General features: G+C 68.4%; 18 protein-coding genes and 1 pseudogene. 10 read left to right on the plus strand and 9 right to left on the minus strand.

What is annotated here, in order from left to right; genetic code table 11:
* Positions 1-34: 34 nt before the first annotated feature.
* On the minus strand, positions 35-1,015 hold the full coding sequence (locus ACFTQE_RS07400) for a substrate-binding domain-containing protein (RefSeq protein WP_376924436.1): 981 nt from the start codon (positions 1,013-1,015) through the stop codon (positions 35-37).
* 94 nt (positions 1,016-1,109) lie between these two features.
* On the opposite strand from ACFTQE_RS07400, the gene ACFTQE_RS07405 reads away from it, so the two are divergent.
* From ACFTQE_RS07405 to ACFTQE_RS07425, 5 genes are all read left to right on the plus strand, one after another.
* Entirely contained in the window at positions 1,110-1,820 is a 711-nt protein-coding gene (locus ACFTQE_RS07405) for a GntR family transcriptional regulator (protein ID WP_376924437.1), read from the plus strand.
* A 33-nt stretch (positions 1,821-1,853) separates the two neighbouring features.
* Complete coding sequence (locus ACFTQE_RS07410; protein ID WP_376924438.1) at positions 1,854-2,708, plus strand: SMP-30/gluconolactonase/LRE family protein; 855 nt, start codon at positions 1,854-1,856, stop codon at positions 2,706-2,708.
* A 3-nt stretch (positions 2,709-2,711) separates the two neighbouring features.
* Positions 2,712-3,662 (plus strand): DUF4432 family protein, encoded by a 951-nt coding sequence (locus tag ACFTQE_RS07415; RefSeq protein ID WP_376924439.1) that lies wholly within the window; start codon positions 2,712-2,714, stop codon positions 3,660-3,662.
* 83 nt (positions 3,663-3,745) lie between these two features.
* Positions 3,746-4,600 carry a fumarylacetoacetate hydrolase family protein gene (locus ACFTQE_RS07420; protein WP_376924440.1) on the plus strand — a complete coding sequence of 285 codons (855 nt, stop codon included), beginning with the start codon at positions 3,746-3,748 and terminating at the stop codon, positions 4,598-4,600.
* Positions 4,597-5,340 carry an SDR family NAD(P)-dependent oxidoreductase gene (locus ACFTQE_RS07425; protein ID WP_376924441.1) on the plus strand — a complete coding sequence of 248 codons (744 nt, stop codon included), beginning with the start codon at positions 4,597-4,599 and terminating at the stop codon, positions 5,338-5,340. The genes ACFTQE_RS07420 and ACFTQE_RS07425 overlap by 4 nt, the downstream gene beginning before the upstream one ends.
* Positions 5,341-5,474: 134 nt before the next feature.
* Here the strand turns inward: ACFTQE_RS07425 and ACFTQE_RS07430 are convergent, their stop codons facing one another.
* Positions 5,475-6,200, minus strand: coding sequence for a FadR/GntR family transcriptional regulator (locus tag ACFTQE_RS07430; protein ID WP_376924442.1), 726 nt, complete (start codon positions 6,198-6,200; stop codon positions 5,475-5,477).
* Positions 6,201-6,216: 16 nt separating this feature from the next.
* Positions 6,217-7,452, minus strand: coding sequence for a CaiB/BaiF CoA transferase family protein (locus ACFTQE_RS07435; RefSeq protein ID WP_376924443.1), 1,236 nt, complete (start codon positions 7,450-7,452; stop codon positions 6,217-6,219).
* Between the two features lie 106 nt (positions 7,453-7,558).
* Here ACFTQE_RS07435 and ACFTQE_RS07440 point away from each other — a divergent pair, with 106 nt between their 5' ends.
* From ACFTQE_RS07440 to ACFTQE_RS07460, 5 genes are read left to right on the plus strand one after another with little or no spacing between them, the layout of a single operon-like run.
* Positions 7,559-8,458: an enoyl-CoA hydratase/isomerase family protein gene (locus tag ACFTQE_RS07440; protein WP_376924444.1), complete on the plus strand. Its 900-nt coding sequence runs from the start codon at positions 7,559-7,561 to the stop codon at positions 8,456-8,458.
* Positions 8,459-8,460: 2 nt separating this feature from the next.
* A complete protein-coding gene (locus tag ACFTQE_RS07445; RefSeq protein ID WP_376924445.1) occupies positions 8,461-9,465 on the plus strand; it encodes an MBL fold metallo-hydrolase in 1,005 nt (334 codons plus the stop codon).
* Complete coding sequence (locus ACFTQE_RS07450; protein WP_376924446.1) at positions 9,462-10,670, plus strand: glycoside hydrolase family 88 protein; 1,209 nt, start codon at positions 9,462-9,464, stop codon at positions 10,668-10,670. Before ACFTQE_RS07445 ends, ACFTQE_RS07450 begins: the two co-directional genes overlap by 4 nt.
* A complete protein-coding gene (locus ACFTQE_RS07455; RefSeq protein ID WP_376924447.1) occupies positions 10,667-11,404 on the plus strand; it encodes an SDR family NAD(P)-dependent oxidoreductase in 738 nt (245 codons plus the stop codon). The genes ACFTQE_RS07450 and ACFTQE_RS07455 overlap by 4 nt, the downstream gene beginning before the upstream one ends.
* 58 nt (positions 11,405-11,462) lie before the next feature.
* Entirely contained in the window at positions 11,463-12,323 is an 861-nt protein-coding gene (locus tag ACFTQE_RS07460) for a hypothetical protein (RefSeq protein ID WP_376924448.1), read from the plus strand.
* On the opposite strand, the gene ACFTQE_RS07465 is transcribed toward ACFTQE_RS07460, so the two are convergent.
* The 6 genes and pseudogenes from ACFTQE_RS07465 to ACFTQE_RS07490 form a co-directional block, all read right to left on the minus strand.
* Positions 12,305-14,314: a glycoside hydrolase domain-containing protein gene (locus tag ACFTQE_RS07465; RefSeq protein WP_376924449.1), complete on the minus strand. Its 2,010-nt coding sequence runs from the start codon at positions 14,312-14,314 to the stop codon at positions 12,305-12,307. The genes ACFTQE_RS07460 and ACFTQE_RS07465 overlap by 19 nt on opposite strands.
* A gap of 2 nt (positions 14,315-14,316) precedes the next feature.
* Positions 14,317-16,263 carry a DUF5107 domain-containing protein gene (locus tag ACFTQE_RS07470; RefSeq protein ID WP_376924450.1) on the minus strand — a complete coding sequence of 649 codons (1,947 nt, stop codon included), beginning with the start codon at positions 16,261-16,263 and terminating at the stop codon, positions 14,317-14,319.
* A 32-nt stretch (positions 16,264-16,295) separates the two neighbouring features.
* Positions 16,296-17,430, minus strand: a pseudogene (locus tag ACFTQE_RS07475) (ABC transporter ATP-binding protein).
* 11 nt (positions 17,431-17,441) lie between these two features.
* Positions 17,442-18,368, minus strand: a complete 927-nt coding sequence (locus ACFTQE_RS07480) for a carbohydrate ABC transporter permease (RefSeq protein WP_376924451.1) — start codon at positions 18,366-18,368, stop codon at positions 17,442-17,444.
* Positions 18,368-19,321, minus strand: a complete 954-nt coding sequence (locus ACFTQE_RS07485) for a carbohydrate ABC transporter permease (RefSeq protein ID WP_376924452.1) — start codon at positions 19,319-19,321, stop codon at positions 18,368-18,370. The genes ACFTQE_RS07480 and ACFTQE_RS07485 overlap by 1 nt, the downstream gene beginning before the upstream one ends.
* Complete coding sequence (locus ACFTQE_RS07490) at positions 19,318-20,724, minus strand: ABC transporter substrate-binding protein (RefSeq protein WP_376924453.1); 1,407 nt, start codon at positions 20,722-20,724, stop codon at positions 19,318-19,320. The genes ACFTQE_RS07485 and ACFTQE_RS07490 overlap by 4 nt, the downstream gene beginning before the upstream one ends.
* Positions 20,725-20,883: the final 159 nt, after the last annotated feature.

Below are 20,883 nucleotides of genomic sequence, written 5' to 3' on the forward strand. Positions count from 1 at the left end.
GGGCACCGCAGTGCCCCGCCGGCCGGGTTGATCGCTACTGGTTCAGGAACGCGTCGATGGTGTCGGGAGCGTTGCGGTCGTAGACGATGCCGGGCAGCTCGACGCTGTGCGGGTCGACCGCCTTGCCCGCGATGACGGCCTTCGCCATCTCGTACGCGCCTTCGGCCGTGCCGACCGGGTCCTGACCGGTGGACGCCTGCAGGGTGCCGGAGGGGTCGAGCAGGAAGTCGGCGATCTGGGTGGAGATGTCGGTGCCGAAGACGGGGACGTCGGCGCCGGCCTGCTTCACGGCGATCGCCGCACCGGCGGTGCCGCCGTCGTTCGAGGCCCAGATCATGTCGATGTCGGGGTTCGCCGTGAGGATGTCGGTCGCCACGGGGGTGGCCTTGTCGACGAGGTACGCCTCCTGGTCGGTGACGATGTTGACCGTGATGCCGCCGGCCTCGAGCGCCTCGAGGAACCCGGCCTTGCGAAGCTTGCAGGCCGAGGCGACATCGCAGTTGAGGATCGCGAGATCGACGGTGTCGCCGAGGTTCTCGGTGGCGTACGCGGCCGCGACCTCGCCGGTCCCGGTGCCGAGCGCCGTGTTGTCCGACTGGATGACTCCGTCGACGACGTCGGGATCCGCCGTGGCGCCGACGCAGTTGCCGTAGCAGATCAGTGCGATGCCGGCATCCTTGATCGCCTTCATGGTCGCCAGCGACGCCTCGTCGGCGGTGGGCTGGATGAGGACGGCGTCCATCTGGGCCTGGATCATGTTCTGCGCGACCTGGTTCTCGGTCGCGGGGTCGTTGTTCGAGAGGCCGGTGGTCACGGTTCCCCCGTCGGCCTCGACGGCGGCCTCGAGGCCGGACTGGATGCCCTGGAAGTAGGTGTCGCCCTGGAGCATGATCAGCCCGATCTTCGGACCGGCTTCCCCGCCGCCCCCGGCTGCCGCTGTGCCGCTGCAGGCGGCGAGCGCTGAGGCGACCAGGGCGGCGCCCGCGATCGCCGTGAGGAGTTTGGTGACCTTCATCGACGTTCTCCTTTGAATGTTCGGATGTGATGCGGCGGCAACTCTACATACTTGTATACTAGTCCGCAAGCTAGACTCCGGAGAGGAGGCACACATGACGAACACACCCTCAGCGATCCCCGCCCTGCAGCCATTGGCGACCCCGAGATCGCGGTATCGCATCTCCGACGCCGTGTTCACGACGCTGAGCGAATCCATCCGGAACCTCCAGCTGCCGCCCGGTTCCCCGATCTCGGAGCCGGGCATCGCCGCATCGCTCCAGGTCAGCCGATCTCCCGTCAGGGAGGCGATCACCCGGCTCGTCGACCTCGGCCTCGTCACGGTCGTCCCGCAGGTCGGCAGCCGCATCGCGCCGATCTCGATCCGCGAGGTGGAGGAGGCGGTCTTCATCCGCCGCGCACTCGAGACGAGCGCCTTCCAGCAGGCGATCGCGAACGGCACGCCCGACACCACGGAGATCCAGGCCCACGTCGACGCGAACGTCGCCGCGGCCGGCGCCGGCGACCTCGACGCGTACTTCGACACCGACGAGCTGCTGCACCAGACGGTGTTCAAGCTCGCGGGGGTGCCGCGACTGTGGGACGTCGTCCGCGCCACGAAGATCCAGCTCGACCGGCTCCGCCGCCTGAACCTCGAGGCGGCGCTCACCAACGGCGAGCTCCTCGTCGAGCACCAGCAGCTCGTCGACGCCCTCGCCGCCCGGGATCTCGATCTGGGCACTCGGGTGATCGACCAGCACTCCACCCGCGTGCTCACCGACACCGTGCGCCTGCGCGCGGCCAATCCGACCTTCTTCGCCGAGTAGCGGCGCCCACCACTCACCACCTGGGAGAACACAGTGTCCGAGAGCGTCAACGTCGTCGTCTCACGCCGCGCAGCCTGCGGCGAGGGTCCGTACTGGGACACCGTCAGCGACACCGTGGTGTGGGTCGACATCGTCGGCAAGCAGGTGCTGCGCTCCACGATCGGCGGCGGCACCGCCGTGATCGAGTATCCCGAGATGGTGGGGGCGGCGGCTCCCCGCGCGAACGGCGGCCTGGTGCTCGCGGTCGAGTCCGGCTTCGCGGTGCTGGATGCCGCGGGCGCGGTGACCCGTCGCATCGACATCCTCTCCCCCGGCATCCGCATGAACGACGCCAAGGTCGACCCCGCGGGGCGATACTGGGCGGGCAGTTGCGCGATGGACTTTCGCGCAGGCCTCGGCGGCCTCTGGCGGCTCGACGAGCACCTCGCCGCCGAGCTGATCCTGCCGGGCCTCACCCAGCCCAACGGCATCGGCTGGAGCCCCGACGGCACGGCGATGTACCTCGTCGAGACCCAGGATCGCCGCATCCTGCGCTTCGACTTCGACCCCGAGACGAGCACGATCACCAGCGAGCCGACCGTCATCGCACGGGACTTCGGCGGCTACCCCGACGGACTCGCGGTCTCCGCCGACGGGCACCTCTGGCTCGCCGAGTTCGGGGGCAGCGCCGTGCACGAGCTGGATGCCGATGGCACGGTGCTCCGCAGCATCCCGATCCCGACCGAGCAGCCGACCTCCTGCGCCTTCGTCGGGCCCGACCTCCGGACGTTGTGGGTCACGTCGGCCGCGGCCGGGCTCGCGGCCGAGAGCGAACCGGCCGCCGGCTCCGTCTTCGAGATCAGCGGGCACGGCGCCGTCGGCGCCCCCGTCGCGCTCTTCCGGGGCTGAGCCATGACGATCACGCTCTCCTCGTCGATGTTCGAGGTCGTCGTCGCGCCGGAGCGCGGCGCCGACATCGTGCAGATCGTCGACCGCGCCACCGGCATCCCGACCCTCAGCGTCTCGCCGACGGCCGACGCGACGACGCCCCCCGCATTCGGCGGCGACTCGATGACGCGATGGACGACCGGCTACCCCGGCGGCTGGCAGTTCCTCACCCCGAACGCGGGTCCGGAGCGCGTGCACGACGGCGTGCTCCAGGGCTACCACGGCGAGTCGGCCCTCTCGACGTGGCGGGTGCTCGAACACGGCGAGTCGTCCGCCGAGCTGACCGCCCGGCTCATCACGGCGCCCTTCGAGCTGCACCGCCGCATCGACGTCGACGACGACGGGCTGACCGTGGTCGACACGGTGCGCAACCTGTCGGACGACGATGCGAGTGCACGGATGCTGCAGCATCCCGCCTTCGGAACGCCGTTCCTCGATGCGCACAGCTACCTGGCCACCGATGCGGGCGCACTGCTCACGGATGCCGCGGCTCCGGGCACGCTCACCGGTGCCGATGTCGCGGGGCGCCCCGACACGATCCTCGCCGCAGGCCCCGTCGCCTCGAGCGTCGCGCTGCCCGGCCCCGGTTCAAGACAGGCGCTGTTCGGCGCGCTGACCGACTTCGCCTCGCCCGAGCCCGCCGTGCTGTTCGCCAGCCCGACGCACGGCTTCGGCATGGAACTGAGCTGGCAGCGCGAGGACTACCCCGTGGCGTGGCTGTGGATCGAGGCGAACGCCGGCACCGGCTGGCCGTGGTTCCGCCGCATGTACGCGATGGCCGTGGAGCCCGGCAACGTGCTGCCGGGCGAGGGCGTCTCGAGCAGCGGGCGCACGCGCGGCGGTGACGGCACGGTCATCGCGGGCGGCGGCGAGTTCGTCTCCACCGTGCGCGTGCGGCGCGTCGCACTCTCCTGAATCCTCCCGACCTCCGCCGGGTTCCCCCGGCGCGACCATCCGTCGGGCTCCGGCCCGGCATCCTCCTCATCGAACGGATCACCATGCAGTTCCAACGTCTCGGCCCCGTGGGCGCCGAAATCCCCGTCGCCGTCGTGGACGGCCGCACGCTCGACCTGCGGCCGGTCACGGCCGACATCACCGGCGAATTCCTCGCCGGCGACCCCGTGGGCACGGTCACCGCAACGCTCGACACGCTGCCCGAGCTGGCGGACGCCGACACCCTGCGCGTCGGCCCGCCCATCGCGCGCCCGAACTCGGTGTACTGCATCGGCATGAACTACGCGGCCCACGCTCGCGAGGGCGGTTCGGAGCCGCCGGAGCGGATCGTCGTCTTCATGAAGCCGTCGCACACGGTCGCCGGCCCCGACGACGACTTCCCGGCCACGCCGGGGGCCGACAAGCTCGACTGGGAGGTCGAGCTCGCCCTCGTCGTCGGGCGGCGCGCCTGGCGCCTGGGTCCCGACGACGACGCGATGGCCGTCATCGCGGGCTACACGGTCGCCAACGACATCTCCGAGCGCACGTGGCAGCTCGAGGAATCGGGCGGCCAGTGGTCGAAGGGCAAGAGCGGCCCCGGATTCCTCCCGCTCGGGCCCTCCCTCGTCCCCGCGTCCGAGATCGAGCCCGGCGACCTGCGTCTGCGTTCGCGGGTGAACGGCGAGACCCGGCAGGACTCGAGCACGAGCGACCTCATCTTCGACGTCGCAACGATCGTCCGCGACCTGAGCCGCTACACGGTCCTGGAGCCGGGCGACGTGATCCTCACCGGCACCCCCGAGGGCGTCGCCCTCTCGGGTCGCTTCCCGTACCTGAAGGCCGGCGACGTCATGGAGATCGAGATCGAGGGCCTGGGCCTGCAGCGCCAGCTGGTCGTCGCCGAGGAGCAGGCGGTATGAGCGACCCCCGGTTCGCCGGCACGGTCGCCGTCGTCACCGGCGGCTCGTCGGGGATCGGCGCCGCGTGCGCGGCGCGGCTGCGCGAACTCGGTGCGCGGGTCGCGGTGCTCGACCGCGACGGCTCCCCCGACGACCTCGCGTTCGCCGTCGACGTCACCGATGAGACGGCGGTCGCGGAGGCCGTCGCCGCGATCGTCGCGACGACCGGCCGCATCGACATGCTCGTCAACTGCGCCGGCATCGGCGCCGCCGGCACCGTCGCCGAGAACGACAACGACGAATGGCGGCGGGTGCTCGAGATCAACGTCATCGGCACGGCCAACGTCATCCGCGCCTGCCTGCCGCACCTGATCGCCTCGCCGACGGCGAGCGTCGTGAACGTGGCCTCCGCCGTCGCGCTGACCGGCTTCCCGAACCGGGCCCTGTACACGGCGAGCAAGGGTGCCGTGCTGTCGATGACGCGCGCGATGGCAGCGGATCACCTCCGCGACGGCGTGCGCTTCAACTCGGTGTGCCCCGGCACGACCGAGACCCCGTGGATCGGCCGGCTCCTGAACGATGCCGACGACCCCGCCGCCGCGCGCAACGCGCTGGAGGCGCGCCAGCCGCACGGGCGGCTCATCTCGGCCGAGGAGGTCGCCGAGGCGGTCGCGTACCTGGCCGGGCCCCGCTCGGGGTCGACCAACGGCGTCGCCCTGTCGGTGGATGCCGGAATCGAGTCGCTCTACGTCGCGAGCTGAGCGGCGGGAGGTGAGGTCCTTCGACACCTGAGCAGATTCTGCGAATGCACGCTCATCTCTGGCGCAGGCGGGCTGCGTCGCGGTCGGCGCACCCTCGCTCGCTCGCCGAGCGCACGGGGGGCGACACTTACCGTCTAACTGCGGCGAGCACGCAGTCCGAGCGCCTCTGCCGAGTTGGTCGCACTGAGCTCCATGAGCGCGCGCATGCGCTCGTAAGCGGTGTCGGGGTCGGCCGCCGCGATCGCGTCGAGCACCCCACGATGCCCGTCGAGGAAGTCGAGCGTGGTCATGTGTCGGTGCGCAAGCCTGTCGCGAGCTTGCAACGCGGGCGCGAGCACGACCTCGAAGTGCTCGAGCAGCTCGTTCCCCGTTGCGGCGAGCACGGCGCGGTGAAAGTCGAGATCGGCCTGTGTGTGATCGGGACGGTCGGGGTCATCGCTCTGATACGACTGGTCGAGGAGGTCGCAGGCGACGCGGATACGATCGAGTTGGGCGGCGCTGCGACGCTCGGCCGCCATCCGTGCGGCGGCCGGTTCGATGATCTGGCGCACCTCGTCGAGCTCGACCACCAGCCGCGGGTCTGGTGCGTCGGTTGCGCGCCAGGCCATCACGTCGGCGTCGAGCAACTGCCACTGCGCCCGCTCGGTGACAAAGGTGCCGAGCCTTGGGCGAGCGCCCACGAGCCCCTTCGCGGCGAGCACTTTGATCGCCTCGCGCACGACCGTTCGGCTCACGTCGAATTCATCCGCGACCTGCTCGGGGTCGAGTGTGCTTCCTGGCGGCAATTCGCCGCACATGATGCGGGCGCCCAGCGCATTGACCACCTGCCCATGCAGGCCGCGTCCGCCGAATGTACTCACGGTGCAGAGCCTACTGTCAGGCCCGAGCGAAGGAGCCCGACACGACGCCAAGCTCACCGGTCGCGGCAGCCCTGGTGATGCGCTCCTCGGTCCAGCCGAGATCGTGGAGGATGTCGGCGGTATCGGCACCGAGGACGGGCGCACCGCGCCGAATGGTGGGCGGTGTCGCCGACATCCGCAGCGGCGGCCGCACGGTGCGCACGGTGTCGCCGTGTTCCCCGAACGGCTGCTCGACGAGCATGCCGGTCTCGACGACGTGAGGGTCGTTCGCGACGTCTGCGTAGTCGTGCACCGGTCCCGCCCACACATTCACGCGATCACAACGCTCCAACCAGTGCGCCGTGGACTGAGATTCGAACGCGTGACGGATATGCCGGTACACCTCGTCGCGGTGCGTATGACCGTCGTTGTAGTCGGTGAGCGAGCGAAGCCAGTCGTCGTCGAGTACGTCGCCCAGTGCGGTGAGCGGGGTCATCGCGAGCGTGAGCCAACCGTCTTGCGTGCGATAGACGCCGTAGGGCGCAGGTATGAACGCGTGGGCGGACGGTTCGGCGCTCCGCTGGGGCTGACGCCCCGTGTTCAGAAATGTCACGAGCTCCTGCAGTTGAGCGTCGAGCACGATGGAGAGCATGTCGACCTCGACCTTCTGGCCCACACCGAGCCGCTCGCGCGCGGTCAGCGCGGCCAGGATGCCGATCGCGGCCTGGTAGCCGGTCATCACGTCGGCGGCCCACAACGCGCCGGGCTCGGGGGCGTCGTCGGCGCTGCCGACGGAGAACATCGACCCGGAGTATCCCTGCACGACGAGGTCCTGACCTGGCCGATCGCGGTAGGGCCCGAACGAACCGTATCCGGAGATCGAGCAGTACACGAGTCTCGGATTGATCTTGCGGAGCTGCTCGTAGCCGACACCGAGTCGCTCGGCTGTGCCATGGCGGAAATTCTGCACGAACACGTCGGCGTCGCGCACGAGGTCGACGACGATCTCGCGTGAATCCGGGTGCTTCAGGTCGACCGCCAGAGAGCGCTTGTTGCGGTTGACAGCAAGGAAGGTGGTCATCTCGCCGTGCAGTCGGATGTCGTCGAACCCGTGTGTGCGATTGAACTCGCCGCCCTGCGGCGACTCGAGCTTGATGACGTCGGCTCCGAGGTCGCCGAGTCGGGTGGCGGCCAGCGGACCGGCCAGCATTTGCGTGGCATCGAGCACCCGGATGCCGTCGAGTGCACCTTCCGGCGCGTGTGGGACGGTCATTCGAATCTCCTTCGATTAGTACGATAATACTACTACACGCCGCGGATTGGTCGAGATGCGCGGACATGCCGGCAACTGTCCCGACCTGACGACACGGTCGTGTGAAATGATCCTGCTCACGTGGGCCAGCGACCTGGTGGCGCTTGCGCATCAACCATATAATATGATTATCTGCCTCTGCAGACGTCCACGTGATCATCAGGAGGCCCAAATGACCGACCCCGGCTCCGGCGAAGTTCGCCTCGAACGCCATGGCCACATCGCCCATCTGGTGATCGACCGCCCAGCGAAACTCAACGCCATGACAGTCGCGATGGACCATCGCATGAACGAGCTGGTGTTCGAGATCAACAACGACCAGAACATCCGAGTTGTCGTGCTGTACGGCACGGGTGACCGTGCGTTCAGCGCCGGCAGCGACATCACCGACCTCGACGAGTACGGCGACAACTGGAGCTACCGCAACCGCTTCGACAACCGCACCGACTACGCGCGCGCGATCTGGCTGTTGCGCAAGCCCGCGGTCGCGGCGGTGCACGGGTATTGCATCGGCGGTGGCCTGGAGATGGCAAGCGCCTGCGACATCCGTCTCGCGAGCCCCGACGCGTCGTTCGGCGCGGGCGAGATCCGTTGGGGCTGGCACGGCGGCTCGGGCCAGACGCAGTACCTCACGCACCTGGTCGGCCCCGGAAGCGCTTCGAAGATCCTCCTCACCGGCGAGCGCATCGACGCAGCCGAAGCGCACCGGATCGGCCTCGTGCAGGAGCTCGTGGAGCGCGACGAGCTCCTCGAACGGGCGGCGGCCATCGCCGAGTCGATCGCCGAAAAGTCGCCGATCGCGACGCAGCGAACGAAGTACATGGTGCGAGTTGCTCAGAACGTCGGCATCGACGCGGCGCTGCACATCGAGAATGACTCCTTCTCGTACCTGATGAAGACCGAAGACGCCGCCGAGGGCCAAGCAGCCTTCGCCGAGAAGCGCGCACCAGTCTTCACGGGGCGCTGACGATGGGCGAGCGAACGCCGCAGACCGACGCCGTCGCGCCCGTCGAGGTCGCGTCGGGTGTGCACCGGATAGACTCCCCGCTCGGCGAGCGGTTCACAAGCCTGTACCTCGTTGCAGGCCCGGCCGGCGTGCTGCTCTACGACACCGGGGTCGACGGCACCATCCCCGCGCACGTGTTGCCGGCTCTCGGGATGCTCGGCCGCACGGCCGACGAAGTGACTGCGGTCGTCGTCTCGCACTGCGACGTCGATCACTTCGGAGGCGTCGCCGACGCCCGCGAGGCATTCGCGAACGCACGAATCGTGGCCGGTGCGGATGACGTGCCGCTCATCGAAGACTACGACCGGTACCTCACCGAACGTGCCCGCGGATTCGTCGCGGACTACGGCTGGGACGAGGACCCGGCGGTACTCGCCTGGTGCCGATCAGTGACCCGTGAAGGCGCGCTCGACGGGGTCGCGGCCGACGGCGAGCGCATCGATCTCGGCGCCGATCGCGTGATCGAGGTCCTCAGCGTGCCGGGTCATTCACACGGGCACGTCGCGATCGATGTGCCATGGGCCGACGCGGTGCTCGTGGGCGATGCCGTACTCGCGGATTCCGTCGATCTCGCCGACGGGACGCCTGCCTTCCCGCCGACCTACCGCTATGTCGACGACTATCTCGCGACCGTCGCTCGACTCGAGGGGCTCGACCGTGGGCTCCTCCTCACGGCCCACTACCCCACCATGCACACGGATGCGTCTCGGGCCTTCCTTGCACGAAGCCGCGAGTTCGTGGAACGGCTCGACCAGTTGGTCACCGATGCCCTCACTGCGGCACCCGCGGGATCCACGTTCGCCGAACTCCTTGCACACCTGAACTCCGTCGCGGGTCGGTGGCCGGTAGCCGGCACCGAGGGCGCACTCGCCTTCCCGGTCGCCGGCCACCTGGAGCGGCTGACCGGTCGGGGACGCGCTCGCCGCGTCGGAGAGCGCGACGGTGTGGCGATCTGGGCGGCCGCATGAGCGGAGTCGCCTGGGGCGTCGACGAGTACGTCGCCGAAGCAGATGCCGCGGCCGCCCTGCGCAATACGCGCCGAGCCGGCCCGGCTGCACCCCACGATGACACCATCGGGCTCGCTCGACAGGTCGCCGATGTCCTCGTCGACCTGCACTTCAAGACCTGGGACTTCGGCGACTCCGTCGCGTTCGAGGCCCTCATCGAAGCATCGGCACATCTCGGCGACGACCGGTGGGAGCGGTTCGCGCACGGATGGGGTCGCGCATGGGCGACCCGCGCGCAGCCGTTCGCCCGGCTCGACTGCACCGTGCCCGGCCGCGCGCTCACCCTCGTGGCCGAGCGGCATCGTGACGGGCAGCTGCTCGCGGTGCTCACGGCGCTCGCCGCCTTCCTGCGCCGACGGAACACGCTCGACGGCGCTTACGAGACGTGGGACCGGGCGCCCCTCCTCGCACCGTATGGAGCGCCTCCGATGACGGACGACGACCGGGCGCTGCTCGCGGATCCACCTGCGGGTGTCTTCGTCGACTGCCTGCATTTCGATCCGCCGTTCTTCGCAGCGCTCGGCCGCGTCGTCGGCGACGACTCCCTCATCGCCGACGGCGTCGGACAGGCGAGCGCCTACGTGCGGTTGCTGCAGCGCCAAGACGGTCTCTTCGACCACTTCGTCCTGCGTGGTGAGCACGCCGCATTCGGCCCGGGCTGGGGCCGGGGGCAGGGGTGGGCGGCACTCGGACTGCTCGAGGTCGTGACCGAGCTGCGCGCGCGCCGTCTCGCCCTCGGCTCCGCGGGTGGGACCGGTGCCGAACGATTCGCGGCCGACGAACGGCAGCTCGCGTCATCCGCTGCCCTGTTGCTCGAGCGGATGGCCGCCCTGCAGCGGCCCGACGGGCACTGGGAGGTCGTCGTCGACCGGCCGGCGTCGGGTGACGAGTACTCGACTGCCGCGTTCATGGCCCACGCGATGAGCTCGGCGATCGCATTGGGCATCGGCGACCGGCCGGTGCTCGCCCGCTCAGCCCACCGGGCGCGCGACGCGGTGCTGCAGTCGCTCGACGCCGACGCGCAACTCTGCGAGGTGTCGGCCGCGGTCTACGCCAGCACGGTGCCCGACCACTACTCGGCTGTTCCTCGTGGATACGTCGTGCCCTGGGGCCAGGGGCCCGCACTCCTTGCGCTCGTCTCCAGACATGATGGACTGGACGCATGAACCGCGTCGTGCTCATCACCGGCGCTGCGAACGGTATCGGCGCGGCGATCGCGCACACCTTCGCCGACCAGGGCGATGATGTCGTCGTCACCGACCTCGACGCCGAGTCCGCCGAGGAGGTTGCGCGCACCATCCGCGCGGCCGGAGGCTCGGCCACCGCGCACGGGCTCGACGTGGCATCGGACGCCGACTGGACAGCCCTGTCCGAGGAGCTCCGCGGTGCCGGTCGGCCTCCCGCGATCGTCGTCAACAACGCCTTCCGGAACACCGTCGCCCCGGTGCACGAGCTCGATCCCGCCGATTGGCAGGCGACGGTCGACGTGACGCTCGGCGGGGTGTATCGATCGGTGCGCACGTTTCACGACACGTTGACCGCAGCGCACGGCGCGGTGGTCAACGTGGCGAGTGTGCACGCGCTGCTCGGATGGCCGGGGCATCCTGCCTATGCGGCCGCGAAGGGCGGCATCGTCGCGCTCACTCGTCAGCTCTCGGTCGAGTACGCACCGAACGTACGTGTGAATGCGGTACTGCCCGGATCGATCGAGACACGGGCCTGGGACTCGGTCGACGAGGCCGGCCGGGCCGCGGCGCGGCGGCAGGCGACGCTCGGCCGCTTTGGCCGACCCGAGGAGGTCGCATCCGTTGTCGTGTTCCTCGCGGGCGAGGGCTCATCGTATGTAACCGGTGCGGCTTTGGCGGTCGACGGAGGACAGAGCACCACGGTGGCGGTGTGAGCCCGGTGGTCGCCGTGGGTCCGGGCCGCCACCGGCGCCCTTCCATTCGAGCACGTCGATGATCACCGTCGGCGGTCTTGCGCTGACCGCCGTCGTCGACCCCCGACGCGGTGCGAAGATACTCTCCCTCCGCGACGCCGATGGCGTCGAATGGCTCGCCCAGGCCGAACCGTCAGCCGATGGTCTCCGGGGCAAGGCCTTCGTCGATGCCGAGATGGCGGGCTGGGATGAATGCGCGCCGACGATCGTGGCTTGTCGCGTCGGCGATCACGATCTGCCCGATCACGGCGATCTGTGGGACATCCCGTTCGACGTGGAGACCGATGGCACCACGGTCACTGCGGTCGGGTCATCGCTCGGATATCGTCTCCGCCGCGGCATCCGCGCGACCGAGACCGGACTGCGCCTCGAGTACGAGGTCACCGCCCTCCGGGGCGTCCTGCCCTTCCTCTGGGCGGCACATCCCCAGTTCATCGCTCCGCCCGGCACCCGGGTGGAGCTCGACGGCGGCGGGACCGGCGTGATGCGCGTAGTCGACGTGATGGACCCGGCACTGCCGGAACTCATCTGGAGCGAGGACCTCGCGAGTATCGACACCGTTCCGCCGAGCGGGTATCGCAAGCTCTACGCGCATCCCGAACAACCGGTGCACGGCGCCCGGCTCGTGCGAGCCGACGGCTCGACCCTCGCGCTGAGCTGGTCGCCCGAGTGCCCGTACGTCGGTCTCTGGTTCGACCGTGCCGCCTTCAGCCGAGAGCCCGTCATCGCGATCGAGCCCGCGACCGCCTACTTCGACGCGCTCGACACGGCGATACGACTCAACCGCGTGCCTTTCGTCTCACCGCGACGGCCATTGCGCTGGTGGGTGGAGGTCACCGCGCAGCCCGTGGCGCGGCCACCTCAGCCGAGCGCCCGGTGAAACCGGGTAACACCGGTGGATGCGGAAACACTCACTCCCCGAACCTCCAGTCGGGCTCCTGGTTGATGGGGCATCAACTCGAGCTGGAACCCCGTGATCCGCGACGGGTTCATCAGCGCGAAGTCGACCGGCACCGCAACCTGCTCGCGGCCATGCGCATCGACCATTGCCCGGGCGCCCTCGTGCCGTACGCCGTCGTCTCGAAGGAACGTGACGAAGAGCGCGGTCGAGAGCGACGAGCGGTTGACGAGGTCGAACTCGACGACGTCGAAGTCGGTGAGGTCGTCGATGTTCCAGCGCACCCAAGGGCGGTGCTCTCCGTTCGGTCCCGTTCGCAGACGGAGCACATCTCGGTCGATAGCGGCCGCCCAGCCCTCGCTCTCTGCCTCGTCCGGGTCGAATCGACGGCGCAGTGATGGCATCGCGCCCGGTTCCGGCGCGGTGACCGGCGTGACGAGCGAGACGAAGGCACTCGATTCGACCGCGCCCACCTCGATTCCGCGAAGTCGGAGGATGTGCACGGCGATCGCACGACGCACGCGCTCGACCTCTGCTCCCCTGGCGAAGTCGAACGCCGACTCGACGATCCTGTCGCGATAGCTCGCGAGGATCGACTCCACTTCGCACACGCCATCCGCATGGATGCCCGCCGACTCGGTGAGCGCCTGCTCGAGCAAACAGAGGTACTCGAAGTCATCCTGCCCTGCTCGAATCGCTTCCAGTCGGATCGACGGAAGCGGGCCATCCGGTCCGGGATAGATCAGCTGACCGTCGCCGTTCGCCCCTGGCCACGCCATCGGATCAGTCCACGGGTCACGCGGCGCGAATCGCTCGCCATCCCAGGCGCCGAAGATCGTCGTCGCCCAATAGAGGTTCCCAGCGATCCGGTCGCGATGCATCAGCCACGGCACGACCCGTGCCGCCATGAGGTCGTCGTCGATGTGGTAGCTCGGGTACGGATGCGTCGGATAGACGCACCCGTACCACCAGGAGTCCTCCCCCTTCGATCGCCGGTCGCGGGCGTCGCCGGCGTCGTATCGATCGAAGAGCGGAACCCAGGTGGCGACCGCTCCCTCGAGTTCCGGCACGGGTTCCGCCGTCACGAGGTGTTCGACCTCGGGGGCGATCCCTTGGAGCCATGTGCAGAGCTCGCGCACCCTCGCCGCCCCGCCCTGCGGTTCCTCGATGCCGCCGGCCGTCGGCTCGTCGATCTCGTCGAGATAGAAGTAGCCGCGCTCGAGCCACCCGGCCCGGCGAAGGCCGTCGACGACCTCCGTCGTCCACGACGGCTCCGCCGGCCTGGCGGGAATCCGGTAGGCGATCACCCGCGGGTCATCCAGGAAGCGTGCTGCAGCCGACAACCAGTCCTGCGCCGAGATCGACGGCGAGATCGGAAGGTCGTCAGCAGGCAGGCGTTGCTCCAGCTGGAACCAGTAGAACCGCTCTGCGAGCTCCCAGTGCTCGGCGGAATCGCGGGTGAGTCCGTAGTAGTCGGCCACCTGGTCGTACCAGATTGCGAACGCAGTGCGGCAATGGCCGGCGGCCGGAAGCGCGAAGTCCCAGACGCGCAGGCGCACGGGGATGTCGCGCTCGCCGACGCGGACCATACCCGTGTAGTCGCCGGCCCGTTGCCCTTCGGGGACGCGGACCTTCAGCCACACCGACAGGTTGGCGTTCGGCTCGACGTCGATCGGGCCCTCCAACGGTACGAGCGCGTCGGGGTACCAGCCTGTTTCGAACGCGGGGGTCGTTGTGCGCTCGAGGCGGATGTAGTGCTGCTGGAACAGCTCCACCGGCAAGGTCTCGCCATCGGGTCCGCGCAATGCTGAGACCGTGACGTGCAGCGCGTCGATCGGGGCGTGCGTGCGCAGCACCAGTTGCCCCGTTTCGGCCTGGTTGCGCGCGGCGGCGAGATCGACGAACGATTCGCCGAGCGGCAGCGGGTCGGTAGGGCGGATCTTCGCCGTGTTGTGAACTGCAACGACGTCCATGCTCACCCCATCCGGAAATCGAGTCGGACTGGAAGAGCGGGTACGGGGTCGGAGCCTCGACGCGCATGGAATTCGGACCACAGGGCGGAGAGCGCGTCCTCCCCCTCCTGCAGGTCGTCGGGGACGATGTCGGCCTCCAGCAGGGCAGCGGCTCGTTCGACCTCGCCGGACGCCAACGCTGCGCGCAGCTCGATCATCCGGATCCGGCCGATGGAGCGTTGGTCGGCATCCAGTCCGTCGATGAGCTCGAGCGCTTCGGCGGACGCGCCCGCCTCGATGAGCGCGACGAGCGTCTCGATGAGCAGTGGTCGCAGCGCGGGAGCGAGCCGCCATGCCGCGAGGGAGTGCTCCGCCGCGCGAGATGTTCGTCCGGCTGCGCGATCCATCACCGCCAGGTTGCGCAGCGACCACGCCGTGGGCTGCACCTCCACCGAGCGTGCGGTCGCCTCATACGCGCCGTCCCGATCTCCTGCATACCAGCGCGCCAGTCCGCGGTGCATCCACGCGGCCCAACCGTCATCGGCCGATTCGAGATGCGGGTGCCAGCGCTCGCTCACGAGATACGACCGCGGGGGCTCGGCAGGGTCGCTGGCCGGGAGGGCGCCGGTGGTGAGGAGTTCGATCCATGCGTGCTGCTCCAGGCCGAGCGTGTCGTCCGGGAACGGAGTACCCGGCGACGCCATGGGCTCCTCCCCGACATGTTCCCGGCGTCGCTCTTCCAGTGCTCCCCAACCGGAGCCACGTTGCAGGACGGCCGCGGGAGCGACGTCGGCGCGGCGGTGCGCGGCGGCGAGGGCCCCCTCGAGCAGTTCGCTGGGCGCGAGCTCGTCGGCGCTGAGTGCGACCGCTCGCCGGGCGTCCGCCCAGCTCCCGTGAGCCGACCGAGGATCCACCTCGGCCATGCCGAAGGCCTCCACCCATGTGCAGGTCTCGCCGGCCGCGAGCGACTCGTGCTCGAACTGCGTCGAGGCCAGTCCTCCTTGGATCTCCAGGTATCGCTCACCTGGGCCGCAGAGGAATTCCTGCCAGTGGCGCCCACCGACCCCGTTGCCCCAGGCGAACAGCTTGCGGCCGACGAGTCGGTCGGTCGAGACATGCACAAGGCCCTGACCTCGACCATCGATCGCAGCGATCCACGGCCGGGTCGCCCGGCGGCAGTCGAAGAACCAGTCGGCTGCACCCGGGGCTGTGGCCGGATAGCTGAGGTCCCGCCCGCCGCTCTCGGGAACGGGGATCACGTGCAGTCCTCGATCGTAGGCGTAGTGGAACGCCTGCGTCGCCGGTGCGATGACGCGAACGTCGTCGTGCTCCGGGACGGCGATGTTCGACCACCAGTACAGCGGCACCGGAGCAGTCGTCGGGTTGGTGATGCGGATGGTGGCGAGCATGACCGCCGACTCTTCGGGCAGCGAGAAGTCGATGCTGAAGAGCAGCTCGCGCGATCGCTCGTACTCGTACATCCGCAGCACGGGCGTGCCGTCGGGATCGTCAACACGAACCGCGTGCAGTGGTTCGCAGGTGAGGGCCGTGTGCCCGGTGGTGCCGAGGTTCCACTCGGCACCACCGGCGAACCACGCATTGCGAAGCCCGAGGTTCCCGGGCTGGAACACCGAGTTCCGGTACAGCAGCTCCCGACCGGTCGGCTTGTGGATCAGCGACCACAGCCGACCCCCCAGGCCGATGAGGAAGGTCGCACGCCACACCTCGTTCTCGAGCACCGCGGTCGGCTGTGTCCGATCGGTGCGCACGCGATCGTAGCCGTCTTGGGAGAGGTACGGCATCAATGAGGGCAGCCGTCCGTACTCGATCCTCGCGAGCATGGCGGGGTCGTCGATCTCGGGCGGGAGACCATCATGCGGGTCGCCGGTGCGTACGAGTGGTGGCAGGGGGTTGAGCGGACCGAGATCGGCTGCGGGCTGCCGCAGCGAATCGAGGCGAAGTGTCGTCATCGAAGGTCTTCCATTCATGGGCGGGAGCGGGGTCAGTCCGGGAGCCGCTGTCCGGTCCCTGCGTCGAACAGGTGCACCATCCCGGGCGTGACGCGAAGGCCGACCATCGTTCCAGGTGCGATGTCCAAGACACCGTCGCGGTCCTGCACGGCGATGGTCACGGAGCCACCTGCCAACTCGGACCGCACGTAGAGGAACGATTCGTTTCCCAGCTCTTCGACGACCTCGACCGTCCCGGGAATGCCGTCACTCGGCGAGGTCAGCGAGACGGCATCGGGCCGCACACCGACGACCACGCGTGCTCCGGTCAGCGCAGCCAATTTGGTCACGGGTCAGGGTGAGTGGCGCATGTCCGGGAAGCAGGGCCGCTTCGCCCTCGATGTGCGCCTCGAGCAGCGCCATCGACGGCGTCCCCATGAACGTCGCGACGAAGGTGTTCGCCGGTCGTTGGAAGAGACGCTTCGGCCGGTCGCACTGCTGCAGCCGTCCGTCGCGAAGGACCGCGACGCGGTCGCCCATCGTCATCGCCTCCACTTGGTCGTGCGTCACGTAGATCGTCGTGATGCCGAGGTTGCGCTGCAACCGAGCGATCTCGTTGCGCGTTTGCGTGCGCAGCTTGGCATCGAGGTTGGAGAGCGGCTCATCCATGAGGAACACCTTCGGCCTGCGGATGATCGCCCGTCCCATCGCGACGCGCTGGCGCTGCCCGCCGGACAGCGCGGCCGGGCGTCGATCCAGGTACGGCGTCAGACCGAGCATCTCGGCCGTGGTGCTCACGCGGGTTCTGATCTCCGATCGCGAGATCTTTGCGACCTTGAGGTGGAACCCGATGTTCTCGGCGACCGTCATGTGCGGGTAGAGCGCGTAGTCCTGGAACACCATCGCGATGTCCCGCTGGATCGGCGGGAGGTGTGTGACGTCGACGTCACCGATGTGGATGCTTCCGGCATCCACGCCCTCGAGCCCTGCGAGCATGCGCAACGCGGTCGACTTCCCCGAACCCGACGGGCCGACCAGCACCATGAACTCACCGGCGCTCACCTCGAGGTCGAGGCCGTCCAGCGCCGCGATATCCGACTTCGGATAGAAGCGCGTGGCCCCCTTGAAGGTGACGGCGTCGACGCCCGTGGTCGTGCGCTCGACCGCGCTCGCCGCTCGATCCGTCATGTTGTCGATACTCATTTCGTCGCTCCCAGCGTCATGCCGTCCATGATGTTCTTGCCAAGCCAGAGGTAGAGCAGAAGCATCGGCAGTACCACGATGCACACTCCCGCGAAGAGCGCGCCCCACGCGTTGTTGTAGAGCATGGTGCCGTAGAAGCCCAGGATCGCCAGTGCGAGCGTCTGCCTCCCGTCGTCGATGATGAAGATCAGCGCGAGCAGCGTCTCGTTCCACAGGCTGACGACGTTGAGCAGCAGGGCCGTCACGATGCCCGGCCTCGCGAGCGGCAGCATCACGCTCCGGAACGTGCGGAACGCGGAGCATCCGTCGAGTGCCGCAGCCTCTTCGAGCCTGGTCGGCAGCGTGCGGAAGAATCCGGTCAGCAGGAAGACCGTGAACGGAAGTGAGAACCCGACGTAGAGCAGGAACAGCCCGCCGAGCGTGTTCGTCATATTGAGCCCTGCCATCGCGATGTAGGCCGGCACGACGATGCTCTGCAACGGCACTCCCATACCGAGCACGAAGTACATCAGTGTCACGTTGCTGTTGCGCGACTGGAGCCGTGAGAGGGGGTAAGCGGCCAGCGCACCGATCGCGACGGTGAACACGGAGGCCGCCGCGACCAGGAACACCGAGTTGAGCGCCGCCGTACCGAGATCGGAGCCCTCCCACGCCCGCACGTAGTTCTCGAAGTGCCAGACGTTGGGCAACCCCCACGGATCGGCGAATACTTCGCCGTCGCTCTTCAGCGACGACAGGAGCATCCACACGAAGATCGCCAAGTTGAAGGCCACCCATACCCAGACGGCGGCCATTCCCAGCATGCGCAACGGCGTGCGGCGACGGGCGAGCGGCGCAGGGGTGCCGCGCCGCTGCCTCCCGACGCCCGGCTGCTGACGTGGGCGCCCCTCCGAAACGGGCCGATCAACGGACTGCGTGGTCATCAGAACTCCACTTTCTGCCGGCTCATCAGCTTGCGCAGCACGACGACGAGAACACCGACCACGATGAGCATCACCACCGACATCGCGCTCGCGCGTCCGAGCTCGGGAAGCCCTTGACTGCCGAATCCCTGCATGTAGACGTATACCGAGGCGGTCCACGTCGATCGCGGTGGCGCCGTGCCGACTCCGGCGAAGGCGTAGATGAACTCGAAGGCCTTCACCGCGGTGATCACCCAGAGCACCGCGGCCACTGCCGCGACCTCCCAGAGCAGCGGGAGGGTTACCATGCGGAACCGCTGCCCGATCGTCGCGCCCGCGAGGTCGCAATCCTCGTAGAGCGAGGTGGGGATCCGGTCGGCTCCCGCCATGAGAATGACGGTGAAGAGGCCGACTGTCATCCACGACATGGTGAGGAGGATCATCGGAAAGATGAGCTGCGGGCCGAGCCACACCTGGGTGAACTCGCCGAGCCCGATCGCACGCAGCGTGGTGTTCAGGGCTCCTCTGGTCGGATCGAGGATGAAGCCCCACGCGATTGCCAGCACGACCGGGTTGACCAGCGACGGGAAGAAGATCAGGGCCCTCAGCATGTGCTTGCCACGCATCTCCGCGACAAACGCGGTGAAGAAGAAGCCGAGGGCGAAGATGATCACGCCCACGACCAGCAGCACCACGAGCGTGTTGACGAAGGCGCCTCGGAAGATGTCGTCGTTGAACAGTCGAAGGAAGTTGCCGAGACCCAGCCACTCTGGCTCGTCGCCCGCGCCACGCCACCGGAACAGGCTGATCACGAATGAGGCGAGCGATGGGGCGACGAAGAACACGGTGTAGAAGATCACGGCCGGCAGGATGAACGGCACGCGCAGTCGTCGACGCTGCGCATCGAGCGGACTCGTCGCGCCACCCACCCTGGATGCCCTCGGCGGCGTGGACAGAGACGTGCGATCCGTCATCCGTTGTTCTTCCAGAACTTCGCCGATTCCGCGGACAGCTGTTCCACGAACTCGGCAGCTGAGATCTCACCGAAGAAGAGCCGGTCGTCGACGGGGAGGAAGACGCCGGTCCACCAGTCGGGAAGCTCCGACGGGATCCCGTCGAGATAGCGGTGAGCGGAGTCGGCGCTCGCGAGCATCTCTGCCACGTCGACCAGATCGGTCGGGGGCTCGACGTCTGCCCGAGGTGTGAGCTGGTTGGCCTCCGATGAGATGCCGCCGATCCGGTCGTGCTCCATGAAGAAGGCGATGAACTCCTCGGCGTTCTCTGGGTTCTTCGCGTCAGTGGGAATGCCGAACCCCAGCAGGTTCGCTTCGATGGTGTTCACCCCGCCCTCGGCGAGCGGAAGCGGGAACGTGCGCCAGATTGCTCCTTCTCGCGCCACATCCTCTTTCCCAAGCGGCGCCCACGACCCCATCATCAGGAAGTTCGCGTCGCCTGCGGCCCAGGCCTGCTCCTGCGCAGGCAGCTTGCTGCCCTGGTAGCCCTCCATGAAGTACCCGGCGTCGACAAGTTGCTCGAGGCGCTGCGCGACTGCGAGGAACTCGGGGTCCTTGAACGCCTCCCCGGTCTTGTCGTGGGCGGCGTCATTGAGCCAGCCCGGACCCAATTGACGAAGGACCATCTGTCCGAGCCAGTAAGCGTTATAGTCGGGGATGGTCCCGTCGGCCGCGAACGGCACCTGCCCGGCAGCGCTCATGTCGGAGACGAGCGCGAGGAATTCGTCCCAGGTCGTTGGCGGTGCCGCGGCGACCTCCGGCAGCTTGTTGCCGTCGTACCAGATCGACGTGGTCGTCACGCTGTGCGGAACAACGATGGGCTCCCCGTCGGCGTTCACGTACGGCTCGACGTATGCCGAGGGAATCACGTCGGCGACTGTCTGGTCTTCGCCGGGAATCTCGAGCTCGTACACCGAAGCGAGTCCCCGGTACACGCCAGCCCCGGCTCCGGCGAGCAGCACTTCGACAGCATCGTCGGTCAGGTCGGGCACGTCACCGGTGTTCGCGGCGGTCTGCACGCGGGTACTGACGTCGCGGCCGGCCCATTGCACCTCGACCGTGACTCCGGTCTCGTCCTCGAACTCGTCGATGGCGCTCTGGAGCACTTCGCTCTGCGGTTCGCCCCGCTCCCACATTGACCAGAAGACGAGGTTGTCGCCGTCTGCAGAGCCCCCGGAATCCCCCTGGAACACAGCGCATCCGGATAGCAGTGCCGCGGTGCCAAGCGCGACTGCAGCGGTGGAAGCGCGCCGCCATTTGGTGCCGGCCTTGAATGAGTGCATCGGTAAGTCCTCTCCGCACAGGCACCTTCGTTGGGGCCTGGCCGCTGTGAGCTGCTTCGCTCGTACGTGATCGATATCCAAAGACAGGAGCGGGAATCGATTAGTACGATAATACTACTACATTGATGTTGATCCTCAAAGCCTCCGATCGATCAATCGCCGGGACTCGCTGTCCGTGAATCTCAATGGCAGGTTCGCTGCATATCATCCGACCTTCGGTCCAGAGCCGACCGGGGACTC

Source organism: Agromyces sp. NPDC056965, assembly GCF_042673425.1.
In the GTDB taxonomy this organism is placed as follows: Bacteria; Actinomycetota; Actinomycetes; order Actinomycetales; family Microbacteriaceae; genus Agromyces.